The 16,288-nt window shown below is 35.0% G+C and carries 16 protein-coding genes; 4 read left to right on the forward strand and 12 right to left on the reverse strand.

From position 1 onward, the window contains the following. Positions 1–20 precede the first annotated feature (20 nt). The 9 genes from QWY87_RS15155 to QWY87_RS15195 form a co-directional block, all read right to left on the reverse strand. Positions 21–1,820 carry a glycoside hydrolase family 2 protein gene (locus QWY87_RS15155; protein WP_290292773.1) on the reverse strand — a complete coding sequence of 600 codons (1,800 nt, stop codon included), beginning with the start codon at positions 1,818–1,820 and terminating at the stop codon, positions 21–23. A gap of 4 nt (positions 1,821–1,824) precedes the next feature. Then, entirely contained in the window at positions 1,825–2,811 is a 987-nt protein-coding gene (gene mgrA, locus QWY87_RS15160; RefSeq protein WP_290292775.1) for an L-glyceraldehyde 3-phosphate reductase, read from the reverse strand. Positions 2,812–2,982: 171 nt separating this feature from the next. Then, complete coding sequence (locus QWY87_RS15165) at positions 2,983–4,077, reverse strand: DUF7486 family protein (protein ID WP_290292776.1); 1,095 nt, start codon at positions 4,075–4,077, stop codon at positions 2,983–2,985. Between the two features lie 151 nt (positions 4,078–4,228). Further along, positions 4,229–5,194, reverse strand: coding sequence for a PorP/SprF family type IX secretion system membrane protein (locus QWY87_RS15170; protein WP_290292778.1), 966 nt, complete (start codon positions 5,192–5,194; stop codon positions 4,229–4,231). A gap of 10 nt (positions 5,195–5,204) precedes the next feature. After that, the gene (locus QWY87_RS15175; protein ID WP_290292780.1) at positions 5,205–7,751 is read right to left on the reverse strand and encodes an FIDD domain-containing protein; all 2,547 of its coding nucleotides are present in this window, start codon (positions 7,749–7,751) and stop codon (positions 5,205–5,207) included. 109 nt (positions 7,752–7,860) lie between these two features. Then, positions 7,861–8,364 carry a CIA30 family protein gene (locus tag QWY87_RS15180; protein WP_290292781.1) on the reverse strand — a complete coding sequence of 168 codons (504 nt, stop codon included), beginning with the start codon at positions 8,362–8,364 and terminating at the stop codon, positions 7,861–7,863. Positions 8,365–8,396: 32 nt separating this feature from the next. After that, a complete protein-coding gene (locus tag QWY87_RS15185; protein WP_290292783.1) occupies positions 8,397–8,879 on the reverse strand; it encodes an SRPBCC family protein in 483 nt (160 codons plus the stop codon). Positions 8,880–9,126: 247 nt separating this feature from the next. Next, the gene (locus QWY87_RS17880) at positions 9,127–9,411 is read right to left on the reverse strand and encodes a hypothetical protein (protein WP_353959180.1); all 285 of its coding nucleotides are present in this window, start codon (positions 9,409–9,411) and stop codon (positions 9,127–9,129) included. Then, positions 9,412–9,633 (reverse strand): hypothetical protein, encoded by a 222-nt coding sequence (locus QWY87_RS15195; protein WP_290292784.1) that lies wholly within the window; start codon positions 9,631–9,633, stop codon positions 9,412–9,414. It abuts the gene before it with no gap. Between the two features lie 593 nt (positions 9,634–10,226). On the opposite strand from QWY87_RS15195, the gene QWY87_RS15200 reads away from it, so the two are divergent. Continuing rightward, on the forward strand, positions 10,227–11,261 hold the full coding sequence (locus tag QWY87_RS15200) for a S1C family serine protease (RefSeq protein ID WP_290292786.1): 1,035 nt from the start codon (positions 10,227–10,229) through the stop codon (positions 11,259–11,261). A 48-nt stretch (positions 11,262–11,309) separates the two neighbouring features. On the opposite strand, the gene QWY87_RS15205 is transcribed toward QWY87_RS15200, so the two are convergent. From QWY87_RS15205 to QWY87_RS15215, 3 genes are read right to left on the reverse strand one after another with little or no spacing between them, the layout of a single operon-like run. After that, positions 11,310–12,092: an alpha/beta fold hydrolase gene (locus QWY87_RS15205; protein ID WP_290292788.1), complete on the reverse strand. Its 783-nt coding sequence runs from the start codon at positions 12,090–12,092 to the stop codon at positions 11,310–11,312. A gap of 1 nt (position 12,093) precedes the next feature. Further along, entirely contained in the window at positions 12,094–12,510 is a 417-nt protein-coding gene (locus tag QWY87_RS15210; protein WP_290292791.1) for a GNAT family N-acetyltransferase, read from the reverse strand. 36 nt (positions 12,511–12,546) lie between these two features. Beyond that, the gene (locus QWY87_RS15215; protein WP_290292793.1) at positions 12,547–13,035 is read right to left on the reverse strand and encodes a nuclear transport factor 2 family protein; all 489 of its coding nucleotides are present in this window, start codon (positions 13,033–13,035) and stop codon (positions 12,547–12,549) included. Between the two features lie 58 nt (positions 13,036–13,093). On the opposite strand from QWY87_RS15215, the gene QWY87_RS15220 reads away from it, so the two are divergent. From QWY87_RS15220 to QWY87_RS15230, 3 genes are all read left to right on the forward strand, one after another. Beyond that, positions 13,094–13,546: an HIT domain-containing protein gene (locus tag QWY87_RS15220; protein ID WP_290292796.1), complete on the forward strand. Its 453-nt coding sequence runs from the start codon at positions 13,094–13,096 to the stop codon at positions 13,544–13,546. Positions 13,547–13,593: 47 nt separating this feature from the next. Beyond that, complete coding sequence (locus QWY87_RS15225) at positions 13,594–15,180, forward strand: amidohydrolase family protein (RefSeq protein ID WP_290293723.1); 1,587 nt, start codon at positions 13,594–13,596, stop codon at positions 15,178–15,180. Positions 15,181–15,759: 579 nt separating this feature from the next. Continuing rightward, positions 15,760–16,194, forward strand: a complete 435-nt coding sequence (locus QWY87_RS15230; RefSeq protein ID WP_290292798.1) for a hypothetical protein — start codon at positions 15,760–15,762, stop codon at positions 16,192–16,194. Positions 16,195–16,288: the final 94 nt, after the last annotated feature.

Consider the following 16,288-nt stretch of genomic DNA (forward strand, 5'->3'; position numbering starts at 1 on the left):
ATAATTCAACAAATAAGTTGCTATTCTTTGTTTTTATAATAGTTCTGCAGGGTATAAAATGATTTTTTCTTTACACCTTGTTCAGAAATAAGTCCTTTCCTATTAAAATCCATTTGAATTTCCTTTAGGTGCCTTCTAGCTGATCTGAAGTCCATTAGAATCCATGGTGTTATGCCTCTTAAAAAATCGATATTATCCATCATTTCAAGGTTCGTTTTAAAGACATAATCCTGATATTCTTCGGTCCATCGTTCATCTTTATCACCGTGAAGTCCTGCAAGCGCACCCGCTCCTACCTCACTCATTATCATTGGTTTATTGTATAAATTTTTCCATTTATAATCTGAACATTCCTCAGGACTGTCAACATACCAACCGCAATAACTGTTAATACCAATTACATCTACTGCTTCCGCCAAAGGATCATCTATTACTTTGAATCCATCCTCTCCTGACTGTGTATCAAGTGCGGCCGTGATCAACCTGCTTGAATCCATTTCTTTTGCCTTCGAAATTAAGCTCTTTAAAAAAACATTACGATCATCACTAAGAGGCGTTTCATTTGCAACTGACCATAAAATGATTCCAGCCCTGTTCTTGTCTCTACTGATCATTTCTTTTAATTGGTTTTCGGCCAATTGGTACGTATCAGGATTGTCAAAAGATACGGTCCAGTAAACAGGAATTTCAGACCAAATCATTAAACCCATTCGCTCAGCTTCTCTTACCATTTTTTCGCTGTGAGGATAATGTGCTAATCGAACAAAATTACAGCCCAATTCTTTTGCCCAAGACAACAATGTCAAAATCTCATCTTCAGTGGTTACCCTACCTGTTTTATAAGGAGCCTCTTCATGAATGCATATTCCTTTCAAAAAGACAGAAGCACCATTTAATAATATGTCATAGTCTTTGGTTTCGATGGTTCTAAAACCAATACTGTCAATCAATTTATCATCATTAATTGAAAACTCAAGATGATACAGCTTGGGGTTTTCAGGTGTCCATAATTCTGGTTTGGCTTTTATTTTGAAAGAAGCCATGCCCTTTTCATCTATACTTAGGTCAATTTTCTTTTTCAATTCTGGAATGGATACACTCAGCTTGTCATTCTCGGCTTGCCCATGCACTAAAAACGTCCCTTCAATATTCTTTCTATCTGTTGACAGTTGTATTGAATAATCTTTTATGTGTGACTTAGGAAGGTTGATAAGGTGAACTGATCTGGTAATTCCTCCGTAATTCCACCAATCACTGTTAACCGTAGGAATGGCATCCTTAAGTCTTTTGTTATCTACCTTAACAACTATAAAATTATCCTTTTCTTTTAAACGCCCTGTCACATCAAACTGAAAAGGTGTATAGCCACCTTGATGCTCACCTAAATATTCACCATTTAAATATACTTTGGCTTCATAATTAACGGCTTCAAAATAAAGATAGGTTAGCTCGTTTTGAGCAGGATTATAATCAAAGGATTTCTTATACCAAATGGTCCCTTCATAATAGTAATATTTATCACCTTGTGTATTCCAATCTCCAGGCACTTTTAAAGTCGCATCGGTGTCAAAATCATACTCAATTAAATCTGAAGGTGATTTCATTTTTTTATTCTTGAAATACCCATCTTCTTTTGGAAGATATCTATGATTATAATAACCGTTTTCAAGTGGATCAACGATAATTTTCCAATCACCATCTAGACTTACTTTTTCCCTATTTTCAATATTTTGAAGCAGATTTCCGTTTAATTGACATTGAATAAGTTCTGCATAGCTCAACAAGATGAGTAATACAAAAAAAGACTTCTTATTTAACATAGTATCAGGCTTTGAGTATTTCTTCAATGGATTGCAATTCTTCATTTGAAAATTCCAAGTTGTCAAGTATACCAACCGCATCTTCAATTTGGGAAACTTTGCTCGCGCCAATAATCACGCTTGTAACCCTGGGGTCTCTTAAAACCCAACAAAGTGCCAGTTGAGACATTTTTTGACCTCTCTTTTCAGCTATTTGGTTTAAGGCTTTTACCTTTTCAATTTTATCTTCGGTAATTTGAGAACTTTGCAAGAATCCATGTGATTTTGCTGCTCTGGAATCTTTTGGAATTCCATTGAGATATTTGTCAGTTAATAATCCTTGAAATAGAGGACTAAACACGACTGATCCCACTCCATTTTTTTCCAAAACATTTAACAAGCCATCTTCAACCCATCTATTAAACATACTATATGATGGTTGGTGAACAACACATGGAGTGCCCAAAGACTTTAATATGTCAAAAGCCTGCTGTGATTGTTCAGGGTTATAATTTGAAATCCCGGCGTAAAGCGCTTTACCAGATCTGACGATCTGATCTAAAGCCATCATAGTTTCTTCAAGTGGTGTATCAGGATCAGGTCTGTGACTATAAAAAATATCAACGTACTCGAGCCCCATTCTTTTAAGACTTTGGTCACAGCTTGAAATTAAATATTTTCTAGAACCCCACTCACCATATGGACCAGGCCACATCATATATCCAGCTTTAGAAGTAATAATCATTTGGTCTCTGTAAGCAGCCAGTTCATCACGAAGAATTTTTCCAAAAGTCTCTTCAGCAGAACCTGGAGGCGGACCGTAATTGTTAGCCAAATCAAAATGCGTAATACCAAGATCAAAAGCTCTCAAAACCATTTCTTTAGCATTTTCATACACATCAACACCAGCAAAATTATGCCAAAGACCAAGTGATATTTTGGGTAAAAGCAGGCCGCTTTTACCACACCTACTGTATTTCATTTTCTCATATCTAAGTTCGTCTTTTTCCATAATTCTATTTTAATTTACTGGATAATCGGTGGATTTAACACATAAAGTACTGTACATTCTTATAAAAGTAAAAATAAGAATAAAAATGTTTAAATACGGCAAATTTCAGCAGTTCAATAAAAAACAGGGCCGAAGCCCTGATTTCATAAATCACTAAAAAAATAGCATCAATTATTGTGGTAATGCCTTGATATGAGCATATATCTTAACCCCATTTAATTCCATTTCCAAATCTTCATTTATCATTTTCACTCCTTTTACGTCATTTAGTTCTCCTTCTGGAGAAATGGCCTTAATGCCAATTTCTTTGCCATTTTTATCAACTGCCTTAATACTGATTAAATTACCAGCTCGACTGGTTGCCTTAACGTCTAATAAATTTTCATTTTTATCCATTGCTTTAATTACATATAAGGTACCATCATCACCAATTGCTCTAACGGCTGATTTCGTATTGTCACTTATAATAACTTTAACAGGAAGTTGAAGTGCATCACCAATAAAGGCTTTTATATCTAACATACTTCTTTGGTTAGAATTCTGTATTGCCTTTACATCAAAAATATTTCCTTCTCCATCTATTGCTTTCACATCCAAGGTGTGCCCCTCGGGATGGATAGCCTTTATATGCCAAATAAAACTATCAGATGAACAACCAGTCTGAGAGATGGCTTTCACATGCGCATGGATAAGCACACCATTAATGCTTGATTCGATAGGATCTTTAATTACTTTGACACCTTTAACATCATTCAACTTTCCTGTAGGTGAAATAGCTTTAATACCATAGAACTCCTTGTTCTTAGTAATGGCTTTTATATGTATGATATTCCCAGAATGACCTACTCCCTTAACATCGAGTATTTCTCCTTTGAGATTAATCGCTTTGATATCTAGAATTTCTCCATTTTTCGTTATTCCCTTTACAGGCATAAACCTTCCATCACTTTGTAAAATTTTTACAGGTATTCTCTTGCCTTGCATGATTATCTTGATATCCATCAAAGTAGTCTGGTCAGCATTCTGAATGGCCTTTAAATCATATTGATTTCCATTTGAATCAATTGCTTTTACATCAAGAAAATAGCCCTCAGGATGAATCGCTTTGACATGCCAAATGAGCTCCCCGCCAACATCATCACTTCTAACTGATTCGGTAATCATACTTGAGTCATTCAGTTTTGTAAAACCAAGACTTAAAAATCCGATGCAAAAAGTGGCCAGTAACCATAACCTTACTGAACCTAATTTATTCAAACTAGACATATTGTTGAAATTTTAATGAAAGTGAAATAAGCTTGTACCCCTATCCTAAAAAGTTAAAGGTTAGGTAAATACCATCATTAAAATTAGCACGTATTTAAACAGAAAGACATGACTTTTATCAGTAAATGAGAGAATATTAACTGGTTTCAGGTTAATATGTAGAATTCAAGTTGGGGCAGCCAGTGGCTCGAGGTTTTTTACAGAAAACATTGTATCCCAACGTGACTTGATGATTACCTCCGTTTGACAAGACAACATCTCCAATCTGGCTTGAATAAGTGTATGAAAACATAAATCGCTTGTGATTGATACCAATAATCGGGGTGATCATTTTAAAACTTTCAATGTTCGAATCAAAATTCTGGCGATATGAAAGGGCAGCCCAGATTTGACTTTTATTTCCTATGTTTTTATAGGCTTTAATATTGATGTCAACAAAGGCCTCTCCTGTATACTCTATGTATTGAAACATCAATGAAGGTTCAAATTGCAATTTTTTACCACGCCCCAAATAATAACCAAATGTGAGTAAGTACCTTCTTAAATTATCAGATTCAAACCTGTTATTCACAAGGTCTCTTGGAGTCATAAGGAGGTTTTTTACTGTAAAATAGCTAAAGGAATCCATATAGTGATAGCCCAAACCAAAATCAGCATTATAATAACCAGTTGACTCAACTCCTTGTGAAACAACTGGATCAGGAATATTAAAGTCACTTTGATCGATAGAGTTTTGACTAAACATAAACGAAAGTCCAAAAGACAATTGGTTCAAAGCATCCTCTCTTCCAAAATTGACATGATAGGCATATGTTGCTAAGAATCCTTGTTGTGCGTGATACCCATTTTCGTCATTAAAAGCAATCGCTCCAATTGCCATTTTTTCAGTTATCCGAGTATGGAAACTCAATGTTTGCAACGAAGGAGCATCTTCTACACCAACCCATTGTTGCCGGTAAGTGAACCTGATTTTTCCACAATTTCCAATACCCGCTGCTGCAGGATGTACCAAGTATACATTGTCTGATAAATAATCGGAATATATAGGAAATGTTTCCTGTGCAGTCATATAATGACTAGCAAACCCAATTATTATAATGATTAAAAACTTTTTCATAGACATGTAACTATCTTCTAATTAAACTAAAATGACCCGTATGAACTCTACCGTCTTCCAGCTGTACCCTGTACCAGTAATCGGCTGATGGCAACGGATTACCATTAAATAAACCATACCATCCGTCTCCTTCTGCATCTAGTTGGGCAAGCAATTTACCGAATTTATCATAGATATAAATTTTTGATTCTGGTTGGAAAGAAACACCAGACACTTGCCATGTATCATTATAGCCATCTGCATTTGGAGTAAAAAACTTAGGATAGCCAATCACAGAGACTTCTATATCAGTTGTTCCACAACCATTTTTATCTCTTACAAACACAGTATGGATCCCCGGTAAAACATCATCGAAAAAAGGTTCTGACTGAAAAGGTCCAAAAAAATTATCCAATGCATACTCATAGTCACCTATACCTAAATTTGTTGGGTCAATTCGAATCGAATTTGCTTCTTCACCATCCATTACTTCTATATCATTTTGACTAATTGTAGCTATTGATGATTCACTTACGTTTATGACTTTTTGATCAGACTTACAACCCAAGCTTGAAGTAGCTGTTACAGCATATTGACCTCCCATCGAAACAGTTATCGATTCACCAGTTCCTATAATTGATCCTGAGCTATCTTCCCACACATACGTATAAACCTCCTGAGCGTTAAAAACCGCTAATTCAATGGGATCTGAATTTAAACAATAAACATCCTCTGAGTTTACCTGAAACTCAGGCAAAGAATACACATACAATTCCAGAAATTCGCCCAGGCTGATACAATCACCATTGTCAACGCTTTCTATTCTTACATAGAGGCTTTGAAAATACGGAGTCTCATTTTTATAGTCAGTTTGAGGAAGAATTTCATTTTGCTCAAGGGTCGCATCATCTAAATTCCTGTAATACTGTACTCTCAGATTTTGAGGTGGTAATTGGCCCAATATAGACGCTGAAGCTTCTGTTAAATCAAATGAATATAATCCGTCATTCGCATTATCATCATCACAGGATTCTAATACCACAATATCGACCGGCTCTGTTGCAGATACCTTGAGATTCACAATACCTATATCAAAACAACCTTGCTCATTTTCTACTCTTGCAAATACCTGATCAGCAGTTTTATTGTTAAACGGAAAAGGTTCTAAAGCATTTAAAGCTTCCTTCGCATCTTCTTCTGTAAGGTGATAGGTAATTTTTCTTAATGGTGGTGGTCTTGAAACCGCTGCTAAAATCACTTTTTCAACCGTGTTTTTTATAAAAAGGTCATTTGCTTCATTTAGATTAAAGTCGGTATAGCCATCTGTAGGATTATCATCCTGATCGCAATTTTTCAATACCACCTCCTTCTCAATATCAGGGATTTCAAAAACAGTAGCTAAAACTAATTTACGCTCCCCAGTTGGGCAATCATTTTGAGATGCTAAAACAAAATAATCTTCGGTTGCAGTCAGATTAGGAGCATAAGTACTTCCTTTCCATACAGGATTCGTGCTGGTCTCAGATTCAAACCATAATATTTCGGAATCAACTGGCTGGTCATCTACAACAGTTGTCGTTGCTCGTAATTCTATAATTCCAGGCCCACATCTTGACCCATTAAACACACTGTCAATTTTATTCGTATAAATTCTTGTAAAAGCTGAAAAATCAGGTGCATCATCGGGTCCTCCATATCCGTATTCAACGATATATCCTTTGGGCTGATAATCTCCAGATGGCTCACCAACATTGCTTAAATCATTCCATGAGCCACGAATACCAACTCCAGGAGCTGTTACATGAGCATAATCTTCACCACCAAGATTATTAGGTTCATTTGTATTCCAGAATTCAAATGCACCATTTGGTGCACTTCCATTAGCATCTCCAATCCAGAATACGTCTCCTGCTTCAGGTCCGGTAACCCACTTCCATGTGCCCTCAATTTCAGCATCACTTCCTCCAATCCATCCAGCTCCTCCTGCTTGCTCTCCTGATAACTGCGCTTCTTCTCTAGAAGTAATTGTAGCTAAGTAGCCTTGAAGGCCATAATAATCTCTGCTTTCAGCCTGAGCCATTGCTTGAGTCCAGGTAATTCCAACAGCATCTATAAATTCATAATAATGTCCTGTAGAAGGAAGGTAGTTGGCATCTCCAATAGTTAAAGAAAAAAACCTTTCCCCTGAAAATTCTATATCTGTGTTTACAAAAACAACATCTTCAACGGCAGCTATTATATCACCTAATACAAGAGGGTCATTTGTTTTGCTCCTTAATGTTAATTTTGCAGTATTAGAATTCCAGGAAGCACGGATATTAGGTTGGTCATTTGCTAATTTGAGCAGATCTGTTTGTCTGTTATAACCTGAGGATATTTGTACAAAAAAGGCCTCTATCACAGTCTCATCAGGATTTGCAATGCTTATTTCACTTACTATCGCGATTTCAGATAACGGGCAGTAGAATTGATCCCCTTCTGCTGTAATAATAGGCGGTTCAATCCCAGTTTGAGCCATAGTAATAAAAGAAAACAAGCAAAAACTTGATAACAATATTCTTTCGTAGAAGGGTTGCATTTTCACAGCATTGAATAAAAACGCTTAAAAGTAGTGAATTGAATTAAAACAGAATATGATTTTAAAGCATATTCCTAATTAGCATGATAAGAATATGCTAATTTCGACTTTATTTGAGGCTAATTTCTTTAACGATAAGCTCGAAGGATTCTTCTCGTTTATTCCCAATTAAAAAGGCAACTTCCTCAATTTTAAGCCCTTCAAAATTTGAAACATTAACATCTCTTCCTCTAAATCGAGGTTCTAGACTTGCAAAAGGAATCGTAATTTTTTGCCACTTACCATTTGTAGTAAATGTATAAACATATGAATGGCGCTGGTCAGTGCTAGACTTTACCCTAAATTGATAGGTTTTCCCATCTCCTTTCAATTCTAAAATAAATGATTTATAAGACAAAAGTGATTTCTGCTTAAATTGATTCCTAATCATTGTGAATCCACCATTATTATCAGTAGAAACCTTTCCACTAAATACCGCCTTATGATCTATGACTTCAAAACGTCCCTTTGATAAACCACCCATTACCCCGTCATTCACAATCAACCACCCCTTTTCAGCATCATCATTAGAAAAATTAAAAAGATAGTCTTGAGCCTCCATCGAATTAGTCATACATAATAATATTAATAGGATTAACTTCATCATTATTCATATTTACCAAAAAGTTCAATGAGTTTGTTCGTGCGGTAATTGAAAATTTCTTTCAACTTTGGTTTTACCAATAAACCATGAAATCTATTTGCCAATAAGGGAAAGGGTAATTGATAATGAACGATATCAATCATTTCTGTACCTCCATTAATTTCTTTAACAAAATGTTTATGATGCCATAAAGCATATGGTCCAATTCTCTGTTCATCTACAAAATACACCATATCATCTACATAGGTTATTTCGGTAACCCAATTCAGCTTAAGACCAAGTAAAGGAGAAACCTTATAGCTAATAATCTGACCTGGAAACATATCTCCACCACCGGTTGAAATAATATTGAACCCCATATAGCCGGGTGTTATGATCTTCAGATTATCTGGGTTTGAAAGAAAATCCCATGCTTCATTCACACTAATAGGAAGGTTAATCTTTGCAGATAATTGATAAATCTGACCTTGTTTTTCGAAATCCATTCTTTCAATTTAAGATCAAAATCTATAATAGATTCATCTAATTTAAATGTTTTAATATTTTTTTGCTTAACGGCTTTGTGAGGGAGTAATAATAATCTATCAGTTTTCCATTTTCATCAATAAGATATTTTTGAAAATTCCATTTAACTGAAGAGTTACTTTTTCCGTTGTACTCTTTTCGGGTTAGCCATTTATATAATGGATGCTGATTTGAGCCTTTAACATCCAATTTCTCAGTGAGTGGAAACTATACCCCAAAATTCATAGAACAAAATCTTGTTATTGTCTCTGCATCACCAGGCTCTTGTTTTCCAAATTGGTTACAGGGTACACCAATTATTTGTAGTTGATCTGGATATAAGTCGTAAAGTTTTTGAAGATCTTCATATTGTTTCGTAAAACCACATTCAGAGGCTGTATTCACTATAAGAACTTTCTTCCCTTTGCAATTATCCCAACTAAAAACACCCCCTTGAAGGGTGTTTAATTTAATATCAAATATATGTTTAGGAATCTCGCTAATGCTCACCATTTAGATGGTTACATGCATTTTTAACCTAGACTCTACTTTCTTTTTAATTGCGGTCAATCTTTTCATAAGATCCATTAGACTTTGGTCCTTATTCACTTTATACAATTCGTTAAGATTCAAGATTAAAGTTTTGGCTTCTCTAGATGCCAATATTCTATCGTTTGTTGATTTCAAAGACAACTTTCGGCTTTCAAATTCTAAGGCTTGTGTTACAGCTTCCATAATTCGGGGGGATTAAAATTATACATTGTTAATATTATTATTGTTATAAATGTCGCTAATCTTCTTTAAACCTTTCAAAAAAAGTGCCAAAAAATTTCAACTTCACAAGTTAAAGGTAATTCTACATCTAATTAATTCCCTATTAATTTGATCGGAATTACTTATGACCAAATAGAATTTATCTATATCATTATATTTCAAGCCTATAATCGAAGGATCCATGGGCCTTGCAGCCCATAGATCCTTACCAAATTAACAAAAAACTCTCAATTGATGATTCATTATTATAGACTTGCAAATTCAAGTATTGTTAACTGGCATCTATGTATTTAACATTTATTTAACCAATTATAACGCTATACGGTCTCCTATTCTTTCATTTTGGACTTAAAAAAAAGCTTAATATGCTTATTTGACAGTGTCAAAAATGCGTTTTAATGTTAATTGAAAAAAATATGCTAATTAAAGTTGAAGCAACACTGAAAAATGTGCAACAATATCTGATACTTTTAATAAATTGTTTCTAGTATGAAATTGTACATGAATAATAACTATTTTTACCGCCAAAAAAAGAACTTAAGTTTAAAATTATTATGAATAAGCAAATGTATAAGGCAAATAAAATTTTAATAATAGCGCTGTTTTTGTTGAGTTTCTCTATCAAAGCACAGTCCCTTTCAGAATTGTATAATAAATCAAATCCGGCGGTAGTGGTAATACTTACCGAACAAAAGGAATTAGTTAGTTCAGGGAATGTTACCAAAACCGTAACTGCTGGAGGACTTGGTTCTGGATTTATGATTAGCGACACCCAGATTATCACTGCTGCTCACGTAGTGCAGGTAGCGGAAAAAGTCAATGTTCAATTCTTGGATGGAGAAATTATTCCTGCAAAAGTTGTGTCTGCTTATGCTACTGCCGATGTAGCTTTACTCGAGTTGATATGGCCTAGGAAAGATGCGGTAACATTAAGTTTCGCTGATTCAAATGAAGTCAAAATAGGTGAGCAAGTATTTGTAGTTGGAGCGCCGTATGGTTTAGGTCATTCACTTTCTTCAGGGTATGTTAGTGGAATTATTAATGACAGACATGATAAAAACCCCTTTACAAATTCAGAGTATATTCAAACTGATGCTGCAATTAATACAGGTAACTCAGGAGGGCCAATGATCAATATGAAAGGTGAAGTGATTGGTGTGGTTAGCAACATACTCACACAGTCAGGTGGATTTCAAGGTATTGGATTTGCCTCATCCTCTAATATCACCAAAGAATTGTTATTTGAGCAGAAAATCCTTTGGAATGGAACAGATTTGATTCCATTGACCGGGAAAATGGCACAGATATTTAATTTGCCTCAAGAAAGTGGCTTGCTTGTTCAAAGAGTCGTTAAAGTTTCTCCTTTTGGGATTCTAGGCCTGGAAGATGGTGATATTGAAATGACTATCAATGGAGAAAAATTAATAGCCGGAGGTGATATCATTCTTTCAATCAACGGAGTGAAGTTTGAGAACACAGATGAATCACTAGTTAATATTGCAAGAGTTATGGAGATCAAAGGCGAAAACCAAGCCATCGAAATTGTTGTCTTCAGAGCTGGAAAGAAAGTTACTTTAGGTCGTCAATAAAAAATATTTCAAGTTTAATAAAAAAGAGGTTTTCAAAAACCTCTTTTTTTATTTCATCAAGAACGAAATAACTTCATTTGAAAACGCTGCAGTATTTTTAGTGTCATTATGTGTTCCAGGAACTATTTTATAAAAGGCTCCGGGAATCTGTTCAGATAACTTTTTTGGATCTCCATTATCTTTGTCCTGATCTCCTGCGATTACCAACACATTAGCTTTGATTGTTTGTAGTTCTTTTATTGAAGTGACGGGTTGATATTCCTGTAAATAACCAAGAATCTTTGAATCAGCGCCTATTGACTTTGCATATTTTATGGCTCCTTCTGTTATATCATTTGGAGGTTCCTCTCCACTAAATGCTTTTTGAAACATAATGCGTCTAGACCAATCAGGGTTTGTAAAATCCAAGCCCATTCCACCTAATACGGCTTTCTTTATTCTAGGTTCATCAATCAATAGTTTTGATAAAACGATCGCTCCCCTTGAATAACCAACCGCCAGATAAGATTCTAATTTCAAGAAATCCGCAAGTGCAATTAGGTCTTTTATTTCAGCGTCATTAGCATAAAAAACAGCCTCTTGAGGACGGTCAGATTGTCCATTCCCTCTTAGATCAGGAATGATAACGCGATAACCATTTTCTGCAAGGTCTTTCGCTAAAACAGAATGCTTCCAAGAATCTCCTGAAGAAATAAATCCATGTATAAGAATTACCGGGATACCCGATCCTGTATCACTAAATGCTATTTTAGTACGATCAAAAGACTCAAATGATTTTTGAGCTTGTAATCCAGCGCTAAGTAAGATTATGTATAAAAGTATTTTGTTCATATTAGATTGGATTATTCTTTAATTTTTCCATTTGAAACTCAGGATGCGCTATTACTTTGAATCCCTTTTTAAGATAAAACTCATGTGCATCATGAGTTGCCAGTTTAAAAGTTTCTAAGTCCCTAATATCTTTGTGTTGCAAAATCTCATCCATGAGTAATGAACCTAATCCATTCCCTTTATATTCATCAATAATAAAGACATCCATCAAATAAGCAAAGACAGCGCCATCTGTTAGAACTCTAGCAAATCCAATTTGAGACTTACCTAAATAAAGTCCGAAACAAATAGAATTTTCGATACTGGTTTGAACGGATTCTTTAGTTCTGTTTTTTGCCCAATAAGATGACTGTAGATAGTTTGTGATGAATTGTAAATCCAATCTATTTTTATCGGTACTAATTTCAACTCCTTTCATAGTATTATTTCATAAAATTCAATCGACTTTGAGTCATTATTTTTTGGGTTCATCACAACCTTCTTTTCTTCTGGTATCCATCAGGTGCATGATTTTCCAACTACCTAAAGCATCTTTTGCTAAATGAAAAGCATCAACGCCACAATGACTGAATTCTGCACCAACATAGAAGGCGTAATCTGTCCAAACCTGGGCAATTCCGCCATCAACCATAACACTGGTATTCCATATTTTCTCATCCCAAATTTTTTCATGAGGACTCCCAATAGCTGTTAAAAAAGGAGCGAGTTCACCTTTTTTAAGTACCTTCTCTCCTTCCTTATTCGTATATGAAGTATACATTTGAACATCTTTTGAAAAGAGTGCTTTAACTTTGGAGCTGTCGGCCTCCCTCATCCCGTCAAACAGGTCATTGATCACTTTTTCAACAGCCTGTTTGTCTTTACCAAGATCAGCTTGTGCATAAATATCTGATCCAAATAAAATAAAAGCGAAGGCGAAAAATAATAGTTCAAGCTTTTTCATAATAGATAAATTATAGTTTAAATTAGTGCTTGCTCAAAGTTAACCAAATAAATAAATCATGAAATTAACCACCCTATTATCTTGTCTTTTTGTTTTAATCTATTCAGGTCTTTTGGCGCAATCAGCCTCATATCAGAAAGAGAAAGCCAGAAAAATTGAAGAAGGATCTCCCTTTACTAAAATCATTAACAGAGAATTACCAGCGACTATTGTCTATGAAGATGAAGAGATTATTGCCTTTGTTCCTTTAAAGGAGCAAGCAAAAGTCCATTTGCTAATTGTTCCCAAAAAAGAAATTCAAACATTAAATCAGGCAGACCAAGATGATGCCCTATTACTTGGAAGAATGTTATTATTAGCGGCTAAACTTGCCAAAGAAAACAATATTGACGCATCTGGTTACCGGGTTTCAATGAACATGAATGAGGATGCCGGCCAATCTGTCTTTCATATTCATATGCATTTATTGGGAGGCAATACACTGGGCCCAATGGTAGATCGTATCGATTAATCAGTATTTTTATCTTTTTTATTCTAATCCCTTATTTCATGAAACTAATGAATCAATTTCTGACTTATTTTTTAATTATTGCTGTTTCGTCATCGCTTTTTGCACAAGACAATCAATCGGTTAGTGAAGGCCCGTTCGATCAATTAATAATCAGAGGCGTAACCCTTATCAATGGAAATGGGGCACCACCAATTGGGCCAGTAGACATCGTCGTAGAAAAGAATATTATCAAAGAAATAAAAGTTGTAGGATATCCAGGTGTTCCAATAAATGCTGAAAACCGTCCTAAATTAAAAACTGGAGGAAAAGAGTTAAAAGCTGATGGTATGTATTTATTACCTGGTTTCATAGATATGCATGGACATATTGGAGGCAAGTCACAGGGTGCTGAATCCGATTATGTATTTAAATTATGGATGGCACATGGTATTACTACGATTAGAGAACCTAGCGGAAGAGGAATTGATTTTACTTTAGAATTAAAAAAGCAAAGTGAGAAAAATGAGATCATTGCTCCCAGAATTATTTCTTACACAGGATTTGGTCATAAAAGTGAAACATTTAACCCCCTCAATGATCAGAAAATCAATACACCTGAGTTGGCTCGAAAATGGGTAAACGCCAATGCTGATAGAGGTGCCGATGGAATTAAATTTTTTGGGGCCGAACCAGAAATTATGCAGGCGGCTTTGGAAGAAAATAAAAAATTAGGTCTTGGATCGGCTTGTCATCACGCACAGATGAGCGTTGCCAGATGGAATGTCTTACATTCTGCTCGAGCGGGATTAACATCAATGGAGCACTGGTATGGTTTGCCAGAGGCTCTTTTTGAGGATAGAACTATTCAAAATTACCCATTAGACTATAATTACAATAATGAACAACATAGATTTGAAGAGGCTGGTAAATTATGGGAGCAGGCTGCTAAGCCCTATTCTGACCATTGGAATAAAGTAATGAATGAACTTATTGAACTAGATTTCACCTTAGATCCTACTTTTAATATTTACGAAGCGAGTAGAGATTTGCACAGAGCGCGAAGAGCTGAATGGCACGAAACCTATACACTACCTTCACTGTGGAGATTTTACCAGCCCAGTAAAATTTCTCACGGATCCTACTGGCATTTTTGGGGAACGGAACAGGAAATTGCCTGGAAGAGAAATTACCAATTATGGATGACTTTTGTCAATGAGTATAAGAATCGTGGTGGTCGCGTTACCGCAGGTTCTGATTCTGGTTTTATTTACCAACTTTATGGTTTTGCCTACATAAGAGAACTAGAACTTCTAAGAGAAGCAGGTTTCCACCCTCTTGAGGTAATAAGGGCTGCAACCTTAAATGGCGCTGAAGCATTGAACATGGATAAAAAAATCGGATCTGTTGCGATAGGTAAATTAGCAGATTTCGTCTTATTAGATGAGAATCCATTGCAGAATTTAAAAGTTTTATACGGAACCGGGGCCATAAAACTGACTGATGAGAATGAAATTGTTCGAGTTGGAGGTGTTAAATACACAATCAAGGATGGAATCATCTATGACGCTAAAAAACTCTTAAATGAAGTTAAGCTCATGGTTGATCAAGCCAAAACGGAAGAGAATTTTATGATCATACAACCCGGAATGGATTAAAAATTCTTTTTTTTTATATTCTTCATAATAATTTTTTTGCTCCTATTCTATGATATAGCAACGATTCATAGTTAATATTTTGTTAATATAGTACTTTGTTTAGCATAGTACTGTAACAAAGTTAGTATTTGTGGCGTCTATATAGTAGAAACCAATTAAAAACAAGAATTATGAAAACCTTTTTAAGCACTCCGACAGAATCCGAATCAAGAAAGTACGTTACTTTTTCTAATTTTCGAAACACCAAAAGAATCAAATGGTCAGAATACAGAAATTTCGGTCATTAATCAAAAAATCAAAGTCTAATACTACAAACAAATTACCATGACAACAAATATGAATATATCTACAACACAGGCCAGAGAGCATTTGTATTTTAGCAATTATAAGTATACAAAAAGAGTTAAATGGTCAGAACACAGACATTATGGATTATAATAAGAGCATACCACCTTAGCAAAACCTATTCAACAATTTGGATAGGTTTTTTTTTGTTTTTAATTCCTTCAATTTATTGTATTAACCTCATTTTAATATTATTACCTATCTTTAAGATCAATTAACTTTAAATCTTATTTTATGTCTGAATCTAGCAAAAAACCTGGTATCTCTTTTTTGATAATCGGTATTGTGGCCTTAGTATGGAATCTTATGGGTGTAATGGCTTACTTAGATCAAGCCTACATGACTGAAGAAGAATTACTCGCAAAATCGGTAGCCGAACAAGCTTTATATGCCGATGCACCTGCCTGGGTTACCGGTGCTTTCGCTATCGCTGTTTTTGGAGGTGCTTTGGCAAGTATACTACTGCTATTGAGAAAAAAACTTGCAACTTTTGTATTTATCCTGTCATTTGCAGGTATAGTAGCGCAGATGAGTTATAATTTCTTCATGTCAGATGCAGCCGAAGTTTATGGCCCTGGAGGTATGATCATGCCGATAATGGTTCTGGTTATAGGTGCTTTTTTAATTTGGTATTCTAAAAAGATGGAACAGCAAGGCGTAATCAGCTAAATTGACAACAGTCAAAATCCTATAAAACTTATCCAATCTATTGGATAAGTTTTTTTTTATTCTCTCAATTTAAACTAAAAATTATCTTTCATTT

This window comes from Lutimonas halocynthiae (genome assembly GCF_030409835.1).
Classification (GTDB): Bacteria; Bacteroidota; Bacteroidia; order Flavobacteriales; family Flavobacteriaceae; genus Lutimonas; species Lutimonas halocynthiae.